Consider the following 19,957-nt stretch of genomic DNA (forward strand, 5'->3'; position numbering starts at 1 on the left):
GGGGTAAAAGCGGCTTTCTTTGGTGACTTTCTTTGCAGCAGCAAAGAAAGTCACCCCCCCGCCGGGGAGGCGGCTACTGCAATAAAGACACAAACAGAAGAAACCCCTTACACGACACACAGACACCAACCCTATCCCCCCCGCGCCGCCAGAACAAAACTCCGCACCTTCCCCTCATCCACAGGATTCCACCACACCCCGCCCACCTTCAACGAACTCGCGACAATCACCGCATCCACGACAGAAAGAATGGAAGCGATATTGGCCTCCGTGCACCCGCTGCCGACCAAAAGCGGAAGCCGCGTCGCCGCGCGAATCTGCCTCAGGTAATCGAGGCTCGCGGCATCGCCGGTACGCTGACCGGTGGCAATAATCGCATCGGCATCGAAAAACTCGACATCACGCACGAGTTCTTCCAGCGCACGATCCGCCACGATGGCATGCGCGCCGTGCTTGACGTGCGCATCGGCGAATACGCGGATGCCTTCCGCCCGCAAGCGCGCCCGGTAGCGCAACGCCCGCGCCGCCTCGCCTTCGATAATGCCCTCGTTCGCCACATAAGCGTTCGCCCACTGATTGACGCGCACGAACGCCGCGTTGCTCGCCGCCGCAATGGCAAGCGCCGGCACGGATGCATTGGCCAGCACGTTGATCCCGATCGGCAAGCCCGTTTCACGCGCGATCCGGTCCGCCGTCACCGCCATGAACGCCGATGTTTCCGGGCCGATATCGTCCGGTTTGGCGAACGGCACATCGCCGTGATTCTCGACGATGAGACCATCCACGCCGCCTTGCGCATACGCACGGGCATCGGCCAAAGCGGTTTCGTACAGCGCCTCGCTCGTGCGTCCGTCGAAACGCGGCGCACCGGGAAACGCCGGGCAATGGACCACGCCGATCACCACGCCGTTCGCGCGGCCGAAAATCTGCGCGATGCTATCGGTGCGTCCGCGTCCTACTTCGTTTGCATTACTCATGAGCGTCCTGTCGATGATTGAAGCGCGCGAGTTCGCCCATGCGCGCGCGATCCGGAAAACTCGCCTGCGTGCCGCGACGGCTGACGACGAACGCGGCCACGTCCATCGCGCGAGGCAGGATGTCGCGCAGCGCGAAACCTCGTGCAAGGCCAGCGGCGAGCGTGCCGCATAACGCGTCGCCCGCGCCGACTGTATCCGTTGCTTTCGCGGGAGATGCGGGTACGTGTTCGATACGCCCATCGCCACCGCACCAGACCACGCCGCACGCGCCGAGCGTGACCAGCACATCCTTTGCGCCTTCGGCATGCAGAAAAAGCGCGGCGCGATGCGCATCGGTTTCGCCGGACAGCATCGCCGCTTCCACGCTATTGACCACGAGCACGTCCACATCGGGCAGCATCGCGCCGATGTCGAACTGCACCGGCCCGGGGTTCAGCATCGTATGCCGTCCGCCGATACGCGCCGCGCGCAACAGCGATGCGGTCACGTCGCGCGACAGATTGCCCTGCAACACGCACCAGTCGCCGTCGAGCATCGCGGCATCGGGCGCATACGCGTTCGCGGCTTCGTTGCGCGTGACGATGGTGTTTTCGCCGTTGGCATCGACGGTGACGATGGACAGATCCGTCGCGCAATCGAGCCGCGTGATGTGGCGCGTGTCGATGCCTTCCGCATCGAGCATGGCGACGATGCGCGCGCCATCCGCATCGCGGCCAACCGCTGCAAGCAAACTCACTTCCGCGCCCGCACGCCTTGCGATCACCGCCTGATTCGCGCCCTTGCCGCCAAAATCCAGCATGCTGCCAAGCGCAAGCGATGTCTCACCCGGCTTCGGCAACGAAGCCACGTGCAGCGTCAGATCGATGGCCGCGTTGCCGATCACGCACACGCGCGCGCCGCCGCTCACGACTGCATCACTCCGTCAGCCAGTCGAGGCATTGACGCCAAAGCCGCGCATAGCCATCCCACGCGGAAAACTCGGGCGGCAACCAATGCACGGACATATCGCTCGTCCACGCGAGGGTGCGGCCTGCGCCATACTGTCCCGCCACCAGCAACGGATGACCGGATTCCGGCACCGTTGCAATCAACGTCGCATCCGGCTTCACTTCGACTTCGTTGTACCCAAGCAGATGCGGCCACTGCGCGCCCAAGCCCGCCACCACCGGATGCTCCGCCACGACTTGCGGCGTGAATCCTTCGGGCACTTCCACGCGGTCGTCCCAGGCGAGACATCGCACCGGCAAGACTTCCTCGACCGGCGTATTGCGAAACCGTGCGCTGCCGTTGATGCCCTGAAAGCTCAGATAGCCGCCGATCATCATCAGCCCGCCGCCCGCTTCAACGTATTCGCGCAGCAGTTTGAGCCGGTTCGGCGTGCGCTTGCTGTGAACCCATGTGTCGGGATGCAGCAGCAACGTGTTCGCGCCAATGTCCGACAGAATGATCGCGTCGTATTCCTTGAGCCCTTCGAGCGTCGTCGGAAACTGTGTCTGTGCATCGTGACTCGGCATATGCGTGATCGCGTACTCCGCAGAGTCCTTGAACAGCGCGAGAAACTGTTCCGAACCCGTGTGATACGTCACCGATGCGAACAGGTCGAAACCCTTCACATGCGTCGCCGTGCTGGTCCACGATTCTCCGGCGAGCAGGACTTTCTTCGTCATTCAGATTCTCCGATTCTCCGTTTGCTTACGCCGGATGCCGCCGCGAAAACACGCGAACGGGATTGGTCACGAGCAGGGTTTCGATCTGCGCGTTCGTCACGCCATGACGCCTCAACCGCGGCACGAAATGTTCGAGGATGTAGCCATAGCCGAACCCGCCGTAACGCGTGAGCATCATCTTGAGGAACACGTCCTGCGAGAGCAGCAGATTGCCGATGAACCCCGCGTCGATCAGCCCGCGAATGGCGCGCGCGTTTTCTTCGTCGGAAGGCGATTGCGCGTCTTCGTCCGCGTAGTAATAGTCCATGCCGATCATGTCGTATTCGAGCCACGCGCCGCGTTGGGCAATCGAATGCTGATACTCGATGTCCGCATGGCTCGGATTCATGTGACACAGCACCGTATGCGCGAGGTCCGCGCCTTCATGCTCGACGATATCCAGCACACGATGCCCATGCCGCACCCATCCCGGCAGATGCACCGAAAGCGGCACGCGCGTGGCCGCGCTCGCACGCGCCGCCGCGCGTAGCGACTTTTCTTCCGCCGCCGTGAACGCCGCCGAGACGCCGATCTCGCCGATCAGTCCCGCGATCACATCGGGTTTGCGTTGCGCGCCGCCGACATCGAAGATCATCTGTTCGGCGAGTTCGTCGATGGACCGCTCGCGCACGTAAGCAGGATGCGAAGGCTCCAGATAAAACCCCGTCGACATGACGATATTCAGCCCCGTGCGCCGCGAGATACGCTGCAACGCGAGCGGATCGCGACCGATGCCGAGATTGGTCGGATCGACCACCGTCTGGCCGCCTAAGTCGCGAAACTTCATCAGTTCTTCGGCGGCGGCATCGACATCGAAAAGCTGGCAGTTGTCGCGGTTCATCAGCGGATTCATGCGCAGCGCGCCCAGAATGCCGACATGCACTTTCTGCTCGCCGATATGGCGCTCGCCGCAGCACGCGGGCGCGACCCACTTGCCGGAGGCATCGACCAGAATGTGTTCGTGCATCAGCGTGATGCCCATTTGCTCGACCGGCAGCGGGCCGAGCACGGTCATCACGTGACCGCTTTCGACGCCGATAGGCAGCGTCTCCGGATGTCCGAATACGGGTTTCGTCGATGTCATGCTTCAGCCCTTCTTGCCGCGCCGCGTGGAGAAGATGCGCGTGTTCAGCCAGATCGCGAACAGCATGATGGCCCCTTGAATGATCTGCGTATAAAACGGCGAGACGTGAACGAGGATCAGCCCGTTGCCGAGCACCGCGATGGTCAACGCGCCGAGCAAGGTGCCGAGAATCGTCCCGCGCCCGCCGAACAAATTCGTGCTGCCGAGCACGACCGCCGCGATCACCGCGAGTTCGAACCCCACGCCCTGATTCGACGATCCGCTGCCCAGCCGCGCCGTGGTAATGAGCCCCGCCAGCCCCGCCGCGATCCCGCTCAACACATAGACTTTGATGATGACGCCACGCGTATTCACGCCCGCGCGCCGCACGCCTTCCGCATTCGTCCCGATGCCGATGATGTAGCGCCCGAAGCGCGTATGCCGCAACACGACCCATCCGCCGAACATCACGGCCACCGCGATGACAGCAGGCAGCGGCAAGCCGAGAAACCACTCGCGGCCGAGCGCGACGAACCAGCCGTTACCATCGACGGGCACGGAATAACCTTGCGTGATGAGCAACGCCGCGCCGCGCACGATCGACAGCGTGCCGAGCGTGACGATAAACGCCGGCATGCCCGCAATCGCGATGAAGTAACCGTTCACCAGCCCGATCAGCCCGCCGAGCACGAGCCCGCCGATCAGCACGAGCGTGTCGTTCATGCCCGCATGCAACGCGATGGCCGCGAGCGCGCCGACGAACGCGAGCGTCGAACCCACCGACAGATCGATGCCCGCCGTGGTGATGACGAGCGTCATCGTCGTGGCGACGATCAAGAGCGGCGCGCTCTGCCGCAGCACGTTCAGCAGATTGCCGGTGGTGAGAAACGTGTCGGTGGACAACGTGAAGGCCACGACGCAGATCGCGAAGAACGCCGCGATGCTCGCGACGCCCGCGCGATGACCCAGCCGGTGCGACAGGGACAGCGCGTGGCGTGCGGGAGTTTCGGTGGACACGGTCGTACCCATGGTCAATGTTCGGCGTGAGGGCGCGCCGAACGCGCGTTGAATTTGTGCCCGACGATCAGATCGACGATTTCCTGAAGATTCGTCTCGCCGATGGGCCGGTCCGCGATGGCTGTGCCTTCGTACATCACCGTGATGCGGTCGCAGACCAAAAAGAGATCCTGCAAGCGGTGGCTGATGAGAATCACGCTGACGCCGCGCGCGCTCACCGTGCGCACGACTTCGAGCACCGCTTCGACTTCCGCGACTGCGAGCGCCGCCGTGGGTTCATCCATGATGAGCACTTTCGGGTCGAACGACACCGCGCGCGAAATGGCAATGGCCTGACGTTGCCCGCCCGACAGATTCTCGACATCGAGCTTCGTATCAGGAATGCGGATGCCGAGGCCATCGAGCATGCTGCGCGCGTCGTGGTGCATCTTCGCGTGATCGAGCATCGGCATGCCGAGGACGCGGCGCATCGGTTCGCGGCCGAGGAACAGGTTGCCCGCGACATCGACCGTATCGCACAGCGAAAGGTCCTGATAAACCATCTCGATGCGATGCAGCCGCGCATCGCCCGGATCGTTGAAATGAACCGTCTTGCCGTCGATCTCGATGGAACCGCTGTCGGGCACGACCGCGCCCGACAGCACTTTCGACAAGGTGGATTTGCCCGCGCCGTTGTCGCCGACGAGGCCGAGCACTTCGCCCGGCGCGACATCCAGATTCACGCCGCGCAGGGATTGAATCGCGCCGTATTGCTTGGTGATGCCGCGCATCCGCACGCGCAGCGGCACGGCCGTGTCTGCAACCGCCATGTGCGTCCCCTTACTTGAACACGCTCCGGTACTTCGCCACGTTCGCCTTGGTGACGATGGTCACCGGCACGGAAATGTTCTTCTCCACCGGCTGCTTGGCGATCAGCTTGAGCGCCGCGTTCACGGCCGCCTTGCCCTCGCCTTCCGGGTCTTGCTGCACGACCGCGACGACGAAGCCCTGATCGATACCCTTGATCGCCTGCGCGCTCAGATCCCAGCCGAAAATCTTCACGCGGTCGGTCGCGCTTTGCGCCGAGACGGCGGCAACCAGACCGATCAGCGCCGGTTCGCCGGTCGCATACACGACCTGCATGTTCGGATTGCCGGAGATGAGGTTTTCAGCAGCGGTCTGCGCCTGATCCTGCACGTTCTGGCCATCGACCGTGGAGACGATCTTCGCGTTCGGCGCGCCCGCGAGTCCCGACTTGAAGCCGTCCAGACGCACGTTCTGAATGTACGAATTCAGCGCGCCAACCACGCCGACGCTGGCCTTTCCGCCCATCGACTTCTTGATGTAATCCGCCGTGACCGTGCCGATATCCTTGCCGACCTTGAGATTGTCGACGCCTACCTGAACATCGTTGTCGCCGTTGACGATGGCATCGATGGTGACGACCGGAATGCCCGCCTTCTTGGCCTCCGCAATCGCGGGCTTGATGCCGTTCACGTCGATGGCGACCACCAGCAACGCATCCACCTTCTGCTGGATATACGTTTCGATGGCGTTGTTCTGCGCGTTCGGATCGTTGTTCGAATTGAAGATGGCGAGGTCCGCGCCCGCAGCCTTTGCGGCTTTTTGCGCGCCATCGTCCATTTGGGTGAAAAACAAAGCTTCCTGATTGATCTGGACCAGTGCGATCTTTTTCTTGTCGGCTGCGTGCGCGCCCGACATGGCAAACATCGATCCGGCGGTCGTCAGGGCGACCATCGATACGATTCGGCGTAACAACATGGCGTTCATCACAGCCCTCCATCGCGGGTTTGTAAACCGGTTTACCTAAGTTACTTCCGCCATGCCGCTCGTGTCAATCGGTCAAAATAAAAGTCGGCTGTGGTGAAAGTGGTTGGTAAAGCTAAGCAAGCTTGCGTCTGACGAATCTGCCGTTGCCAACGGCTGCGAGTGACCGCTGGGAGCGCTGGCTTGACGTACGTCATCCCTTGGACTATCACCAATTCATTTGGTCGGAAGCCACGCATCGAGTTTCCTATGACGACACTCCTGGTCTTCGCTATAGGTTTGCCTTGGTTACTGATCGTCTTCGGCTGCTGGTTCGGCTATCAGCTAGTGCGCCAACATGGGCGCATCTTGCTGAGTCTTGAGCGGCTCGAAAACGGATTTGCGGGCGGATTGCCGGAGCCGGGCCATGCTGCATCGACTGCCCCGAGTGGACTTCCGATAGGCTCCAAGGCCCCGGACTTCGAACTGCCCGACCTTTCGGGCACGCTTCATCGGCTGTCGGCGTTTCGAGGCCGGACTGTTTTGCTCACCTTCTTCAACCCTGCCTGCGGTTTCTGCACGGGCATGGCGCCGGAACTGGCGGCTTTCGCATCTGAAGGACAAGATGGCAAGCCAATGTTGCTGGTGATAAGCACGGGAGACGCCGAGGCGAACCGCAAATTTTTCCAGACGCACGGCATCGGCTGCCTGGTGTTGCTTCAGAAGGATACGGAAGTGGCCGCGCAATATGAGGCTCACGGCACGCCGACGGGCTACCTCGTCGACGAAAACGGAACGCTCGCCAGTGAGCTGGCTTTGGGTGCGGAAGCGTTGATGGCGTTAGTGACGTTAGCGGCGTCACCGACGCCCCATGCTTTGCGCGGAAACAAACCCTTGAACAAAAGCAGGCTGAATCGCAGCGGACTCAAAGCCGGAACGCCTGCGCCAAATTTTCGCTTGCCGAGTTTGGAAGGAAGAGAACTCACGCTTGAGAATTTTCGGGGCAAGCGGTTGCTGCTTGTCTTCACCGATCCCGGTTGTGGCCCATGCGAGCTTTTGGCTCCGCACCTGGAACGTGTGCATCGCGAGCGGAAAGATTTGGTGGTGCTCATGGTCAGCCGGCAAGACATCGAGATTAACCGGCAGAAGGTGGCCAAGCTCGGACTGACGCTCCCGATAGTGCTTCAGAGAAACTGGGAGGTCTCGCTTCAATACGCCACGTTCGCCACGCCGGTGGGTTATCTCATCGATGAGCGTGGCGTGCTGGAATCGGATATGGCGGAGGGTTCCGACGCCATTCTGGCCTTGGCGGCCAGACCCAGCGCTTCTTCGAACGACGATCAACTTCATGCCGAAGGTTATTTGTCATTGCGCGAACAACCTCTCTGATTCAATGCCCGCACATTTCAGGAAGCCGCCATGAAAGCCCACTCCACCGACTCAAACGCAAGGCAAACTCAATTCGATGAGTGGACCAAAGCAATCGCGCGCCAACCGGCCCGGCGCAAAAGCCTACAACTGCTGGGCGGTGGTCTGTTCGGTGCGTTGTTGACCTCGCTCGCAAGGAAAAGCTGGGCCGCGAGCAGTACGCCTACCGGCACTCAAGTCGATATCGCGCCTGCCGCCGCGCAGAAAGGACTCTCGATCTGCCGCAATCAGGAGTACGCGCTGTGCGCCGGTGTGCGCTGCTTTGTTTATAACAGCGTTGCCTATTGCCGCTGCAACTTGCTGTTCGGCGATAGTGTCAGCCGCAAATTGTCATACCCCGGCGGGGACGTGTGCACCTTCAACGCTGCAGGCGCGGGCAACGGCTTCGTGGTGAGCACCTTCAGCGTGCCACCCTCCAGCGTCGGAGGATCGGGGGACCGCGCGCTCTACTTTTGCCCTCCGTCGCCGGCTTCCGGCGCCTACGCCTCGTGCGACGGCGGGGTCTGTTTCTCAAGCACACGAGGCCAATCGTTTCCCGGTCTGGGCCGGCTCGGACAAGACCAGATCGTGTGCTCGTGCACGATCGCGTCGGGGTCCGCCGACAAGGCGGGCCACCAGATTTATGGTCCCAAACCCTGTCAAACCACTTTTTTCGACAACTGCAAAAGCACGGTCGCCACCGGAGAAAACGGCACGTACCTCTACGAAGCCGCGCCGACCGGCTCGTACGAAATAGGCGCGGTGGTGCTGAACGGCGTGCCTGCGCGCTTCAACATGTGCTTTCCCTGAGCGTTCTTAGACCGTTCTTGGACGTTAGTGCATCAACGAGGCGGCGCGACGGACGCTCGTTCGATCAACCGAACCGGCAAACGCCGAATGGTGGGCGCGGCATCGCCAGTCAGACGCGCAAGCAGCAACTCGACGCCCGTGCGCCCGAGATCGCGCGCGGACTGGCGCATCGTGGTGATGGGCGGCATCAGCAGGCTGGCGAACTCCATGTCGTCGAAGCCGACGATCGACATATCGCGCGGCACCTCGATGCCTCGATCGCGCAAGGTTTCGAGCAAGCCGACCGCAAGATAATCGCTCGCGGCGAAAATCGCGGTCGGCGGCAATGGCAACGCGAGCAGCCGCCCAAGCGCCGTCGCGCCGAACTCGCGCTCGTAGGAACCGAAGCAGACGAGCGCTTCATCGAACTCAATGCCTGCTTGCGTCAGCGCCCGCCGATATCCCTCGCAACGCTCCTGCACCGTGAACAACCCGCGCGGCCCGCTGACATGCGCAATCCGCCGATGCCCCGCCTGAACGAGATGCTGCGTCGCCAGAAAACCGCCCTGCTCGTTATCGACGAGGACCTTGGGCACTTCCGCGCCCGGCACGTCTTCATCGATCACGACGATATTGCTGCGCGTGCCGATCAACGCGCGCAACGAACCCTGATCCGGCCGGTTCGACACGAGAATCAGCCCGTCGAGATGTTGCGTGTCGAGCCAGCCAACGTACAGCGATTCACGCTCCGGCTGATTGCGCGTGATGCACAAGGACAGCCCATAACCATGCTCGGACGCGGCGAGTTCGACTTCATCCGCGATCTCGGCGAAGAAGGGATTGGCGACGTCCGGCATCGCGAGACCGATGGTTTCGCTGCTGCCCAGACTCAGGCGGCGCGCAAGACTGTTCTGCCGGTACTTCAGCGCCACGATGGCGGCATCGATGCGTTCGGCCGTTTCCGGCGGCAACGCGAGACTGCGGTTCAGATAGCGCGAGACGGTCGCTTTCGAGACCTTGGCGTACTCCGCGACTTCGCGAATCGTGGACACTTTGGGCACGGCGCTGTCCGATGCGGAAAAGTTGCAGTGTAACGCGCGGCTAAAAGACGAATTCCGTCAGGCTTCCAACAGATCGTCATATCTTCAGCGGGCACAATCCTTCCCGTATCGCGGCGCCGATTGTCGAGCGCTGCCTGTCGCATGCATCGGAGGAGAAATGGGCTGGAAGAAATTGCTGACGGAAATGCCGGTCTGGACCCTCGCGCGCTTCTATCCGCCGCGACACGATCCGCACCGCGACACGCCGCGCGAAATCCTCGTCCTGCGCCCGAACGACTTCGGCGAACTGCTGACCACCACGCCCATTTTCGAGGCGCTGAAAAAGCGCTTTCCGACGACGCGCATTGTCGCGGGCATCGGGCATTGGGGCCGGCCGATTCTGGAAAACAATCCGTATATCGACGAGATCGTCGAGATCGATGCGCCGTGGAACAACAAGATCGTCAAGGAACGCTCGCCGCGCGACATTCTGCGGTTTCTTTGGAAATCGCCGCAGGTCGCGGCGCTGCGCCAACGCGGCGGATTCGATGTCTGCATCGACGTGCTCGGCAGCTTCATGGGCGCGATCCTGATGATGCGGCTCGGGGCGCGCTATCGCATCGGCGTGCGGGGTTATCGCGGGGGTCATACGGGATGTCAGGAATATATCGATTTCGCACGCCGTCAGTCTGGACGTGCGGCGTTGGCGCAGGCGGAATTGCTGGGCGCGACCGAGCTTCCGGAAGCGCGGCCGCAGCTTTTTCTCACGGCGGATGAGCGTTCGCGTGCGGCGAAGTTCTGGAATGCCGCGCCGGTGAGCGGACGTGTGGTGCGCGTGCTGGTCGGCGTCGGAGCGGGCGTGCAGACCAAGGCGTGGGAACCGCGTCAGGTGGCGGCGGCGCTCGTGAAAATCGCATCGGCCGTGAAGCAGGCAGGCGACGTGTGCGACATTGTGATCGTCGGCAGCGAAGCCGACCGGGCGGCGGCGAACAAGGTCATCGCCGCAGTCGGGCAAAACGCACCGGTGCGTACGCTCGCCGGCGCCGTGCCGATGCGCACCGTCTTCGCCCTTGCCGAAGGCGCGAGCGTCGTACTGTCGAATTCGTCGATGCTCATGCACGTCGCCGCCGCGTTTCGCCGGCCGACCGTCGCGGTAGTGGGCGGCAGCATCACGCGCCCCACGGTCCACGATGCCATCTGGGGCTATCCGGAGCAGTATCGCAGCGTGTCGCCGGAAAGCTATGTCGAGAATCAGCATGAAAAGAACTGGCCGAGCGTGGATCGGGTGGTGCAAGCGGTGTTGGAGTCGGTGAATGTGCAGCAGCGCGTAGTAGCATCGACAGATCAAAGTCTTTCCTGACTTCGATCTTTCTTCGGGATGCCAACATGATTCGAGCCGCGCTCGGTGCTCTGCTGCTCATTCTGGCCGGATGCGCGGCGCAGGCGAGTTCGTCATCGCAGGATGGCGCGAGCCCATCCGCCGCGCCTACGCAAGTGCCTCACAGAAATCCCAAGATGGACGGACCGCCGGGCGAGTAAGCAGCCGCACGACGGCCGCACGCCCGAGAATCTGGTTCACACCGACGAGCGACGCCGGTTGCGTCACGACGTGCCACATCAACACGCCGCGCGCGTCGACCCACGGCACCCACAGCGCCACGATATCGCCTTCGACCAGGAACGCGACCCCGGCTTCCTTTCCGACCGAAACAGCCTCGGCGTGCGCCGCGCTCGCGACGGTGGGCTCCGGCGTGTCGCTGATGACGTGAGCGCGGTTGAGCACATCGAGCAGCGCCTTGTGATCCTGCGCGGAAATCGCATCGCGCAATTGATCGACGACACGCCGTTGTGCCACCGCGTCACTGCGCTTCGACAACGCGCCCGCGCGCGCCAGCTTGGATTTGGCGCGATGAATCAATTGCCGGCAATGCACCGCGTGCTTGCCGATGGCCTCGCCAATGGCGGCGTAATCGCTATCGAACGCCTCGCGCAGCAGAAACGCCGCGCGTTCGTCGGGCGAGAGCCGTTCGAGCAAGAGCATGAGGCCGTACGACAGTTGTGCGCCGTCGAGCACGCCCTCTTCCGCCGATGGCGCGAGCGCGTCGATCCACGGGTCCGGCAACCAGCCGCTTTCCTGCGCGGCGCGTTCTGTCTGCAACGCCCGCAGCCGGTCGATGGACAACCGTGTGACGATGGTGGTCAGCCACGCGGCGGGCTCGCGAAGTTCGGTACGGTCGGATGCATGCCATTTGAGCCACGCATCCTGCACGATGTCTTCGGCTTCCGCGCGGCTGCCGAGCATGCGGTAAGACAGGGACAGCAGGCGGCGGCGTTGGGTGTCGAAAACATCGAATGAGTCGGTCATGCTGAATGCTCCGTGCAAGTTGGGCCGGCGTCTTTAGTCTGCCAGAACGCCGTCGTTCATGCGTATGACGAAGCAAGCGCCTGAAACGTGACACGCCGCTTGAAAAATTTGTCTGTCACATGGCCGGGATGCGCGCCGTCATGTAGGTATTGTTCCTCGCCAATGGACGCCTTCATGCCGAACACGCTTTATCCGTCATCCGTGCCCGCCGCGCTCGGGCTGGTTCCCACTGTCGTCGAACATTCGGGACGCGGCGAACGCGCCTACGATATTTACTCGCGCCTGCTGCGTGAGCGCATCGTGTTTCTGGTCGGTCCCGTGGATGCGCAATCCGCCAGCCTCGTGGTCGCGCAACTTTTGTTTCTCGAATCGGAGAATCCGGACAAGGACATCGCGCTCTATATCAATTCGCCCGGCGGTTCGGTTTATGACGGACTCGCGATCTACGACACCATGCAGTTCATCAAGCCCGCCGTTTCCACGCTGTGCACCGGGTTCGCGGCGAGCATGGCAACGTCGCTGCTGGCTGCCGGACAAAAAGGCAAGCGTTACGCGCTGCCCAATGCCCGCATCATGATCCATCAGCCCTCGGGCGGCAGTCAGGGCACGGCGGCGGACATCGAAATACAGGCGCGCGAGGTGTTGTATCTGCGGAAAAGGCTCAACACGGCACTCGCGGACTGCACCGGGCAAAGCGTCGAGCAGATCGAGCGGGATACCGAGCGCGATAACTTCATGTCGGCGGATGAAGCCAAAAGCTACGGCCTGATCGACGATGTGCTTGCCGCGCGAGGTTCAAGTGCCTTAACCGCGTGAGTTCAGCGTCTTCAAGGTTTCGGCGAAGCGGTTTTCCTTCTCCGCGAAACGCAGGAACCCGACTCGCTTGACCAGCACTTCCGAAGGCGTCGGCTGCGTGTTCAGAAGAGCGATGACTTCATCCGCGAATTCGTTCAGCGGCTGGTAACCTTCGCGCGTTTCCTGACCCGGTGTGAGCGTCGTCTGCACGGCGGGTGGCGCGAGTTCGATCACTTCGACCTTCCCCTTGAGCACTTCGCGCAAGGACACGGTGTAAGAGTGAATCGCGGCCTTGGTCGCGGAATACGTCGGCGTGAAAATCAGCGGCACGAACGCGAGACCCGATGTGTTGTTGACGATCACCGCATCCGGCTGGCTCGAAAGATGGTCGATCAACGCGTTGATGAGGCGAATGGGCCCGAGCAGATTCGTCGTGATGGTCGCTTCGGCATCCGTAAGATCGCGCTTTTCGTCGAGCTTTTCCATGCGCATGATGCCCGCGTTATTGATGAGCACATTGAGCGCGGGACGTTCCGCTGTTACGCGCGCGGCGAAGGCATCGATCGATTTCGGATCGTCGATATTGAGTTCGACCGGCACGATGTTGTCGCGCCCCTGCGCCGTTTTTTTTAGCGTATCCAACCGGCGTCCGGCGATCAGCACGGTATTCCCCTGATCGTGCAGCCGATGCGCGAGCGCTTCGCCGATTCCCGAACCGCCACCGGTAATAAGGATGGTATTGCCCTGGGCTTTCATGTTTCGCTCCGTTGAAGTGGATGCGTCATCTTTTCACTGCTACGATATTTTGGGAAGAAGGCACCGAAAAGTCGGGTACTTACCAAAAGGAGAGTGAGATGAACGTTTCGGACGGAACGCGCGAGAAACCGTGGCCGGACAGCGATCCCGCCATCAACGCGCTCGTCATGGATATCATCGGGCGCGTGGCGGACAAATGGACGATGTTGATCCTCGAAGTGCTCGCCGATCACGGCGAACGCCGCTTCACGCAAATCAGCAAGCTGGTTCCGACCATCAGCCAGAAGATGCTCACGCAAACGCTGCGGCAGATGGAGCGCGACGGATTGGTGAAGCGCACGGTCCACCCGGTGATTCCACCGAAAGTCGAATATCAGCTCACGGATTTGGGCATGAGTCTCGGCGCGGCCTTTTGCGGCGTCTGGCTATGGGCGGAAGGAAACTTCAGCAAAATAGAAGCCGCGCGCGCCGATTTCGATGCGCGTCAAAAGACAAGCCATGTGGCGTGATGCGCCCTACTCGTCCAGCTTGACCAAGGTCGATTGTGAAGCTTCGGCACGACGCGCGAGACAGCGCGTTTCCTTGATGACCTGCGGCGCGCCCAGCAAAAAACTATCGACACGCATGTCGATTCGCCGGTCGAGTTCAGTCGGCGCAGGCAGCGCGTAAATCCATTTCCGCACGCCGATATAAAACACGCTGGAGTGCATCGACCAGATCAGTTCGATTTCATCTTCCAGTTCTTCTTCGTTGCGCGGTTCGGGAATATCGTATTCACGGCGCATTTCACGCGCGATGACAAGAAAGTGCCGCTCGCGCAATCGAGCGACATAACGCTGATTGATGCCTTCACGCGTCAAGCCCGCGGATATGAAAATGCGAATCCAGTCGCTCTTGAGGATATAGCGCGCGTAGTCCTTCAAATAGCGCTTGAGCCGGTCCGAAAGCGGTATCGTTCCATCCGCGAGCCAGTCTTCCCAAACCGGGTCCCACTTGCGCACGAATACTTCGTCGTACACACGGTCGAGCAGCGCTTCTTTTGTCGGAAAATAGTTATACAAAAGCGGTTGCGTGATTCCCAGTTCCCGCGCGATTTCATGCGTGCTCGTGCCCACGCCCCGCTCCGCGAAAAGCTGAATTGCCTTCTGGACGATCTGCCTTTCGCGTTCTTCCTTCGAGAGCCGAACGGTGGCGGCTTTCGCTCGGGGCTTGCTTGCTTCCGCCGGCTTCGCCTTGGTCGCTTTCATGCGCGTCTCCTCGAAGTACGGCGACTTCGCATCGTGCGAAATCGTCTTATTTATCGGCTGATAGTATAGACCAGCATGCCGTTCGGGTGAGCGCATGAGGCTTCGAAAATGCCTTATCCCAACTCGATGTCGCGGGTCATCCGGAGACGCGGCGCACGCCGGGCTTTCGTCAGGAACGCGAGCATGGAAAAGGCGATCGACACCGCACCCTGGAACCGCCACGCTGCATCGAAACCCCATTCGGTGGCGATCTTCGTGAACAGTGGCGGAATGGTCGCCCCGCCAATCGCCACGATGCTGAGCATGAGGCCCACGGCGGTCGGCACATCGGAGAGCATGAAGCGGCTGCCGGCCTCGCCCGGAATCGACACCCACGGCACGAACGCCGCGATCAATGCCGCGCCGACCACCGCCGCCGCGATCTGCACGCCGAACAGGTTGAGGTGCGGCATCAGCAAGAACATGATGCCTTCGACGACGCACGCGGAAACGAAAGTCGGCAGCAGTCCGAACACACGGTCCGTCAACCAGCCGCCGATGAGCCCGCCGAGAATGCCGCTGAGCATCAGAATGACGCCGATGGAATCCGCCGCGGCGGCGCCCACCTTGAGCTTTTCCTGCGCATAGTGACCGAGCAATTGCGCGGCGCTGAAGTAGCTGCCGTATGCGCCGAGCAACGCGAGTCCCATGATCCACAGCACCGGATTGCCGAACACCCGTCGCAGCGAGTTCTTGCCCAGATGATGACCTTCGAGCACGTCGCTGTCGCTTGCGGGCGGCGTGGGAAAGAACGCCAGTAGGAACACGAGCGTCGCGAGGCCGATCGCGGCGCCGGTGAGCAAGCCGTGCCGCCATCCGAGCGAAGCCACGACCGGTCCCCATGCGAACAGGCCGATGGCCGCGCTTACCGTGAAACCCGCGCCCTGCATGATGCCGTTTGCCGTCGCCAATTCCTTGCCGCGAAACCATGCGGCGGTCAGCCCGATCGCGCTGCCGATATAAACCGATCCGCCGATGCCGCACAGCAGCCGCCCGAACAGCAGCATCCCGTAAGAAGGCGACCACGACGAAAGCGCCGCGCCGATCGTCTCGACCACGATGCCGAAGATCATCCCGGCGCGCATCCCGTAGCGTTCCGCAAACCAGCCGCCGGGAATATGCGCGATTCCATAACCGGCGATAAACATGCCGACGATGCCGCCCACTTGCGTGAATGACAGGTTCATCTCCTTGGCTATATCGCCGAACGCAGGCACGATACAAAACCAGTTCAAGGTGAACTGTAAAAACGATATGAAAATAATGCCCAGCGCTAGCCAACGATTTTTCATGACCGCCCTCTGCTCGGTGGTGAATGGAAATTAAACAAAGCTCCGCCCTTGCGGCTTTGAAGTCCGCAATTCTTTAGCGTGTTTTTTCATGCTTGCAGACCAAACTCAAGCGTTCGGTCCGATTGATTTCTTAACTATCGCTACGACTGAATGCTCAGGATTCCGAAGATGAAGCGGGAAAGCTATAAAGCCGGTTCCAGAAAAGCAGCGGACGTCGTTCACTGGTGGCGAGACTCTTTACTTCGGCAATGAATAATCGATGCGAGCCGGCATCGACACCGGAAATCACCGAACATTCCGCCGATGCCGTCACACCCGACATCAACGGCTCGCAATCCTCGCCCTGACACACCCACGTGGCGCAGGAAAAATCGTAGGGCTCGCCCACGCGCGGCCGGCCCGCGAAGGTATCCGCGATATGCGCCTGATCTTCGGCGAGCATGTGTACCGCGAACGTACCGGTTTCGGTCAGCGCCTGACACATGCGGCTGTTTCGGTTGATGCACACCGAGATCAACGGCGGATCGGCCGAAACCGAGAGAAACGAACTGATCGTCAAGGCCATGCGCTGGCCTTCGAAACTCGTGGTCACCACGCATACGGGCGAAGCCGATTGCCGCATGGCGGTGAGAAAGGCATCGCGCGAAATGGGTTCGCGCTTTTCAATGGTGGATAAAGTGGGCATGTCGTGTGTCCTTTTTTGCGCGCGGGTGACTTAGTCGTCCAAAGCCGGAGAGCCGCTTGGAAGACCCAGCAGTACCCGGCCATAGGCCGATGCATTGACGTCCCAGTTCTGCGTGATATGACGATTGGCGACCGTCATGTCCAGCACGCAACGCGCAATGGGATTACGTTCGTAAATCACGCCACCGCCGCCCGCTTCCAGCACGAGATTCACCGCCGATGCCGCGAGCCTTCCAGCGTACGTCGCGACGGCCCTGTAACGCGTTCTGTCCTCGACGGTCGTCGTTCCGCCATTCTGAAACAGTGCTTCGACTTCTTTGAGCACCGAATAGATGAGTTGGCGCGCCGACAGCACAGCCGTCTTCGCTTCCGCTACTTTCACTTGCTGCGTCGTGAAGCTGGACACACCGCTGCCCGACATGGTGGAGGCCCGCTTGCGCGCGTGATCGATATAACGCTCGACGGCGGCCTCGGCAATGCCCAACGCCGCGCATCCGATATAGCATCCGAACAGCGCATACGTAGGAATCCTGTATTGCCAGCCCTTGTTCACCTTCGAGCCGGGACTGCGGCCATGGCCTTTGAGGTCTTCCATCGTGACCGTCATGTGTTTGGGAACGAATACGTCCTTGAGCACACAGTCCTGACTCGACGAACCCTGCAAACCGATGGTGTACCACGTATCGAGGATCTGAACCTGGCTGCGCGGCACGGCGAAATGAAGCTCCTCTTTCTCACCTGAATCGCCAATCGGGCAATCGCCGGTAAAAATAATCCAGTCCGCGATTTCCGAGCCGCTCACGAACGGCCAGCGCCCGGAGAGCGTATAACCGCCCTCCACCTTCACCGCGCGGCCTATGCCCGGAATCAAAATGCCGCTGACGAGCGCATCGGGCGTTTCACCCCAGATTTCGTCCTGCGCCTGTTCGGGCCATCCTGCCAGCATGAGGTTGTGCTGAATGTTCTGCGCGAGAATCCAGGCCGTGGAACCGCAACCGCGCCCGATCTCACGCAGGATGTCCGCGCCTTCGACCAGACCGCCTTCCGCGCCGCCGTAACGCTTCGGCTGCCAGAGCCGCGCGAGGCCGGTTTCCTTGAGCCGCAAGCGGACTTCCTCGGGCGGCCGGCGCATCGATTGGGTGAGCTGCTCCATTTCGCGCAGGAACGGAATCATTTCCTGCGCGTGGCCGACCAGTTCGGCGCCATTGACTTGACTGTTCGTCATCTTGATCAAGGTTTCCATTCGATGTTCTCCGTGCTGAGTCTATAGATTGGTTCGGTTGGTTCAGTCGTTTTCAGTCGACGCGCTGTACGTGAGCGCCTTGCATCGCATCCTGTTCTTCCACGGCCGGAAAATTCATTTCGATCGTCAGGCCCGATGGATCGGCGAAGAACATTTGCCTTAATCCGAGCGCGGGCAAGATCCGCTCGCGATACTCGATCTCACCGCGTTTGAGCCGGCGGCGAAAGCCTTCGATATCGGTGGCGAGGAACGCCAGATGGTCGAGCGCGCCCGTCCCTTGTCCGGCGAACGCTTTCTCGCCGAGGTAATCGGCGAGGCCGCGTCCCTCGCCTTGCGTGCCGATCAGATGCACCACGCCGAAGTCGGCCTCGTCGCCGCCCTGATACAGCCAGATGCCCGGGAAATCCAGCGGCGGGCGGTATCCCACGCGCAAGCCGAGAATCTCGACATAGAAGCGTTTGGATTCTTCGAGGCGCGACGTTCGAATCGAAAAATGTCCTAATTTCCTGATTGGCATGGCTTTACCTTTATTAATCGCCCAATAATCTCAAAAACGACAGCGTTGAGCCTGACTGCAGCGAGCTTTTCTCCCGTATGCCCCATAAAAGCAAGGCGCGCACCATCATGCATCTTTGCTCTGTGCTTATTGTTTGATAAACAATACACAAGATCAAAAATCATGTCCAAGAGATTTGCGATCAGGACAAACCCGGGTTCTGCGAGCGGTAAAGAGGGAAGCGTTGAGGCGCGAGCCTTAGCGAACGGACGTCCACTTGACGGCAAGATGCCGGCGTTCCGTCCATTCGATCAGGCATTGCGTGAAGACTCTGATCTTCGCGGGCTGATAGCGGCGGCTTTGATAAGCCAGATTGATGGTGAGGCGCGGCAACTGCCATTCGTCGAGAACGGGCACGAGCCGCCCCGCGACAATATCGTCGTAAATGATGTAGAGCGGCTGAATCACGATGCCCAATCCCGCCCTGCCCGCCGCGACGATCACTTGCCCTTCGTTGGAATCGAGCACGCTGGTGATCGGAATATCTCGCGTTTCTTCGCCGCGCGTGAAATGTAGGAGATAGGGGTCGGCTGCGAGGTTATAGACCAGCATCCGGTGCAGGCTCAAGTCTTCGGGACGAGATGGCTTCCCGTGTTCGTTGAGGTACGCGGGCGACGCCGCGAGCACGCGTGATGTATCCGCCAGCTTGCGTATTGTGATTCCCGAATCGCCTTCGTGTTCGCGCGTGCGAATGGCGATATCGATTCCTGCTTCGATAAAGTCCGGATAGCGATTCGCCGCCGTGACCTGCACGGAGATGTCCGGATACTTTCGATTGAACTCAGTCAGAAATGGCGCGATGTGGAGCGCGGCGAAGGACACCGAACTGGTCACCCGCAATATTCCGCTTGGGCGCAAGGTTGCTTCGTTCGCGGCGGCATCGGCTTCGGCCATCTCGGAGAGCACTGCCACGCAGCTTTTGCGGTAGGCGTGTCCTGCATCCGTGAGCCATTGCCGGCGCGTGGTGCGCTCGATCAGGCGAGCGCCAAGACGTTCTTCCAGCGCGCTCAACGTGCGGCTGGCCGCTGCATTCGACATTCCGAGGTGGTCCGCCGCCTTGGACAAACTGCCCAGTTCGGCCGTCAAAACGAATAATTCGATTTGCGTCCAGCGGTCCATTCTTGTGATTTATCCGCCTGATGGAAAAGTCATTTCACTATAGCGCATTTCTTTTCCACTTTAAGGCACTTAACCTTATCCTTCTCAATACCCGAGCGCACACAGGAGACACGAGC

21 protein-coding genes are annotated in these 19,957 nt (G+C 61.0%); 5 read left to right on the forward strand and 16 right to left on the reverse strand.

Annotated elements, in window-relative coordinates:
* Window positions 1-131: 131 nt before the first annotated feature.
* Genes ACZCWR_RS32530 through ACZCWR_RS32560 form a run of 7 tightly spaced genes read right to left on the reverse strand, consistent with a single transcriptional unit; the run spans window position 132 to window position 6,473 of the window.
* Window positions 132-977, reverse strand: a complete 846-nt coding sequence (locus ACZCWR_RS32530; protein WP_487306794.1) for a BtpA/SgcQ family protein — start codon at window positions 975-977, stop codon at window positions 132-134.
* Window positions 970-1,884 (reverse strand): ribokinase, encoded by a 915-nt coding sequence (locus tag ACZCWR_RS32535; RefSeq protein WP_487306795.1) that lies wholly within the window; start codon window positions 1,882-1,884, stop codon window positions 970-972. The genes ACZCWR_RS32530 and ACZCWR_RS32535 overlap by 8 nt, the downstream gene beginning before the upstream one ends.
* 7 nt (window positions 1,885-1,891) lie before the next feature.
* Window positions 1,892-2,644, reverse strand: a complete 753-nt coding sequence (locus ACZCWR_RS32540; protein ID WP_487306796.1) for a glutamine amidotransferase — start codon at window positions 2,642-2,644, stop codon at window positions 1,892-1,894.
* Window positions 2,645-2,669: 25 nt separating this feature from the next.
* Window positions 2,670-3,767, reverse strand: coding sequence for a phosphotriesterase family protein (locus tag ACZCWR_RS32545; protein WP_487306797.1), 1,098 nt, complete (start codon window positions 3,765-3,767; stop codon window positions 2,670-2,672).
* Window positions 3,768-3,770: 3 nt separating this feature from the next.
* Window positions 3,771-4,775: an ABC transporter permease gene (locus ACZCWR_RS32550; protein ID WP_487306798.1), complete on the reverse strand. Its 1,005-nt coding sequence runs from the start codon at window positions 4,773-4,775 to the stop codon at window positions 3,771-3,773.
* 2 nt (window positions 4,776-4,777) lie between these two features.
* Window positions 4,778-5,533 carry an ATP-binding cassette domain-containing protein gene (locus ACZCWR_RS32555; protein ID WP_487306809.1) on the reverse strand — a complete coding sequence of 252 codons (756 nt, stop codon included), beginning with the start codon at window positions 5,531-5,533 and terminating at the stop codon, window positions 4,778-4,780.
* A gap of 49 nt (window positions 5,534-5,582) precedes the next feature.
* On the reverse strand, window positions 5,583-6,473 hold the full coding sequence (locus tag ACZCWR_RS32560) for a substrate-binding domain-containing protein (protein WP_487306810.1): 891 nt from the start codon (window positions 6,471-6,473) through the stop codon (window positions 5,583-5,585).
* Window positions 6,474-6,779: 306 nt separating this feature from the next.
* Between ACZCWR_RS32560 and ACZCWR_RS32565 the strand changes: the two genes are divergently transcribed.
* Window positions 6,780-7,898: a peroxiredoxin family protein gene (locus ACZCWR_RS32565; RefSeq protein ID WP_487306799.1), complete on the forward strand. Its 1,119-nt coding sequence runs from the start codon at window positions 6,780-6,782 to the stop codon at window positions 7,896-7,898.
* 30 nt (window positions 7,899-7,928) lie between these two features.
* A complete protein-coding gene (locus ACZCWR_RS32570; protein ID WP_487306800.1) occupies window positions 7,929-8,726 on the forward strand; it encodes a hypothetical protein in 798 nt (265 codons plus the stop codon).
* A gap of 32 nt (window positions 8,727-8,758) precedes the next feature.
* On the opposite strand, the gene ACZCWR_RS32575 is transcribed toward ACZCWR_RS32570, so the two are convergent.
* Window positions 8,759-9,766 carry a LacI family DNA-binding transcriptional regulator gene (locus ACZCWR_RS32575; protein ID WP_487306801.1) on the reverse strand — a complete coding sequence of 336 codons (1,008 nt, stop codon included), beginning with the start codon at window positions 9,764-9,766 and terminating at the stop codon, window positions 8,759-8,761.
* Window positions 9,767-9,923: 157 nt separating this feature from the next.
* Here ACZCWR_RS32575 and ACZCWR_RS32580 point away from each other — a divergent pair, with 157 nt between their 5' ends.
* Window positions 9,924-11,105 carry a glycosyltransferase family 9 protein gene (locus tag ACZCWR_RS32580; protein WP_487306199.1) on the forward strand — a complete coding sequence of 394 codons (1,182 nt, stop codon included), beginning with the start codon at window positions 9,924-9,926 and terminating at the stop codon, window positions 11,103-11,105.
* A 126-nt stretch (window positions 11,106-11,231) separates the two neighbouring features.
* On the opposite strand, the gene ACZCWR_RS32585 is transcribed toward ACZCWR_RS32580, so the two are convergent.
* Window positions 11,232-12,110, reverse strand: a complete 879-nt coding sequence (locus ACZCWR_RS32585; RefSeq protein ID WP_487306200.1) for a sigma-70 family RNA polymerase sigma factor — start codon at window positions 12,108-12,110, stop codon at window positions 11,232-11,234.
* 174 nt (window positions 12,111-12,284) lie between these two features.
* On the opposite strand from ACZCWR_RS32585, the gene clpP reads away from it, so the two are divergent.
* Window positions 12,285-12,926: an ATP-dependent Clp endopeptidase proteolytic subunit ClpP gene (clpP, locus tag ACZCWR_RS32590; protein ID WP_487306201.1), complete on the forward strand. Its 642-nt coding sequence runs from the start codon at window positions 12,285-12,287 to the stop codon at window positions 12,924-12,926.
* On the opposite strand, the gene ACZCWR_RS32595 is transcribed toward clpP, so the two are convergent.
* Complete coding sequence (locus ACZCWR_RS32595) at window positions 12,915-13,661, reverse strand: SDR family oxidoreductase (RefSeq protein WP_487306202.1); 747 nt, start codon at window positions 13,659-13,661, stop codon at window positions 12,915-12,917. The two genes, clpP and ACZCWR_RS32595, sit on opposite strands and share 12 nt — an antisense overlap.
* A gap of 98 nt (window positions 13,662-13,759) precedes the next feature.
* On the opposite strand from ACZCWR_RS32595, the gene ACZCWR_RS32600 reads away from it, so the two are divergent.
* The gene (locus ACZCWR_RS32600) at window positions 13,760-14,170 is read left to right on the forward strand and encodes a winged helix-turn-helix transcriptional regulator (protein ID WP_487306203.1); all 411 of its coding nucleotides are present in this window, start codon (window positions 13,760-13,762) and stop codon (window positions 14,168-14,170) included.
* 6 nt (window positions 14,171-14,176) lie between these two features.
* Here ACZCWR_RS32600 and ACZCWR_RS32605 read toward each other — a convergent pair whose 3' ends face one another.
* The 6 genes from ACZCWR_RS32605 to ACZCWR_RS32630 all read right to left on the reverse strand — a co-directional run bounded on the left by ACZCWR_RS32605 (window position 14,177) and on the right by ACZCWR_RS32630 (window position 19,841).
* A complete protein-coding gene (locus tag ACZCWR_RS32605) occupies window positions 14,177-14,908 on the reverse strand; it encodes a TetR/AcrR family transcriptional regulator (RefSeq protein WP_487306204.1) in 732 nt (243 codons plus the stop codon).
* Window positions 14,909-15,021: 113 nt separating this feature from the next.
* Complete coding sequence (locus tag ACZCWR_RS32610) at window positions 15,022-16,239, reverse strand: MFS transporter (RefSeq protein WP_487306205.1); 1,218 nt, start codon at window positions 16,237-16,239, stop codon at window positions 15,022-15,024.
* A gap of 154 nt (window positions 16,240-16,393) precedes the next feature.
* A complete protein-coding gene (locus ACZCWR_RS32615) occupies window positions 16,394-16,924 on the reverse strand; it encodes a flavin reductase family protein (protein WP_487306206.1) in 531 nt (176 codons plus the stop codon).
* A 30-nt stretch (window positions 16,925-16,954) separates the two neighbouring features.
* Window positions 16,955-18,166 (reverse strand): acyl-CoA dehydrogenase family protein, encoded by a 1,212-nt coding sequence (locus ACZCWR_RS32620; protein ID WP_487306207.1) that lies wholly within the window; start codon window positions 18,164-18,166, stop codon window positions 16,955-16,957.
* Window positions 18,167-18,218: 52 nt separating this feature from the next.
* On the reverse strand, window positions 18,219-18,683 hold the full coding sequence (locus ACZCWR_RS32625; protein ID WP_487306208.1) for a VOC family protein: 465 nt from the start codon (window positions 18,681-18,683) through the stop codon (window positions 18,219-18,221).
* A gap of 237 nt (window positions 18,684-18,920) precedes the next feature.
* Window positions 18,921-19,841 carry a LysR family transcriptional regulator gene (locus ACZCWR_RS32630; RefSeq protein WP_487306209.1) on the reverse strand — a complete coding sequence of 307 codons (921 nt, stop codon included), beginning with the start codon at window positions 19,839-19,841 and terminating at the stop codon, window positions 18,921-18,923.
* Between the last annotated feature and the right edge of the window lie 116 nt (window positions 19,842-19,957).

It is taken from the genome of Caballeronia sp. A2-2, assembly GCF_057612605.2.

What these genes read in the sequence shown, in the direction of transcription:
- ACZCWR_RS32560 (WP_487306810.1), bottom strand. Translation starts at nt 6,473, where the DNA reads ATGTTTGCCATGTCGGGCGCGCACGCAGCCGACAAGAAAAAGATCGCA.
- ACZCWR_RS32605 (WP_487306204.1), bottom strand. Translation starts at nt 14,908, where the DNA reads ATGAAAGCGACCAAGGCGAAGCCGGCGGAAGCAAGCAAGCCCCGAGCG.
- ACZCWR_RS32565 (WP_487306799.1), top strand. Translation starts at nt 6,780, where the DNA reads ATGACGACACTCCTGGTCTTCGCTATAGGTTTGCCTTGGTTACTGATC.
- ACZCWR_RS32610 (WP_487306205.1), bottom strand. Translation starts at nt 16,239, where the DNA reads ATGAAAAATCGTTGGCTAGCGCTGGGCATTATTTTCATATCGTTTTTA.
- ACZCWR_RS32580 (WP_487306199.1), top strand. Translation starts at nt 9,924, where the DNA reads ATGGGCTGGAAGAAATTGCTGACGGAAATGCCGGTCTGGACCCTCGCG.
- ACZCWR_RS32545 (WP_487306797.1), bottom strand. Translation starts at nt 3,767, where the DNA reads ATGACATCGACGAAACCCGTATTCGGACATCCGGAGACGCTGCCTATC.
- ACZCWR_RS32585 (WP_487306200.1), bottom strand. Translation starts at nt 12,110, where the DNA reads ATGACCGACTCATTCGATGTTTTCGACACCCAACGCCGCCGCCTGCTG.
- ACZCWR_RS32630 (WP_487306209.1), bottom strand. Translation starts at nt 19,841, where the DNA reads ATGGACCGCTGGACGCAAATCGAATTATTCGTTTTGACGGCCGAACTG.
- ACZCWR_RS32600 (WP_487306203.1), top strand. Translation starts at nt 13,760, where the DNA reads ATGAACGTTTCGGACGGAACGCGCGAGAAACCGTGGCCGGACAGCGAT.
- ACZCWR_RS32625 (WP_487306208.1), bottom strand. Translation starts at nt 18,683, where the DNA reads ATGCCAATCAGGAAATTAGGACATTTTTCGATTCGAACGTCGCGCCTC.
- ACZCWR_RS32595 (WP_487306202.1), bottom strand. Translation starts at nt 13,661, where the DNA reads ATGAAAGCCCAGGGCAATACCATCCTTATTACCGGTGGCGGTTCGGGA.
- ACZCWR_RS32550 (WP_487306798.1), bottom strand. Translation starts at nt 4,775, where the DNA reads ATGGGTACGACCGTGTCCACCGAAACTCCCGCACGCCACGCGCTGTCC.
- ACZCWR_RS32620 (WP_487306207.1), bottom strand. Translation starts at nt 18,166, where the DNA reads ATGGAAACCTTGATCAAGATGACGAACAGTCAAGTCAATGGCGCCGAA.
- clpP (WP_487306201.1), top strand. Translation starts at nt 12,285, where the DNA reads ATGCCGAACACGCTTTATCCGTCATCCGTGCCCGCCGCGCTCGGGCTG.
- ACZCWR_RS32555 (WP_487306809.1), bottom strand. Translation starts at nt 5,533, where the DNA reads ATGCGCGGCATCACCAAGCAATACGGCGCGATTCAATCCCTGCGCGGC.
- ACZCWR_RS32570 (WP_487306800.1), top strand. Translation starts at nt 7,929, where the DNA reads ATGAAAGCCCACTCCACCGACTCAAACGCAAGGCAAACTCAATTCGAT.
- ACZCWR_RS32615 (WP_487306206.1), bottom strand. Translation starts at nt 16,924, where the DNA reads ATGCCCACTTTATCCACCATTGAAAAGCGCGAACCCATTTCGCGCGAT.
- ACZCWR_RS32540 (WP_487306796.1), bottom strand. Translation starts at nt 2,644, where the DNA reads ATGACGAAGAAAGTCCTGCTCGCCGGAGAATCGTGGACCAGCACGGCG.
- ACZCWR_RS32530 (WP_487306794.1), bottom strand. Translation starts at nt 977, where the DNA reads ATGAGTAATGCAAACGAAGTAGGACGCGGACGCACCGATAGCATCGCG.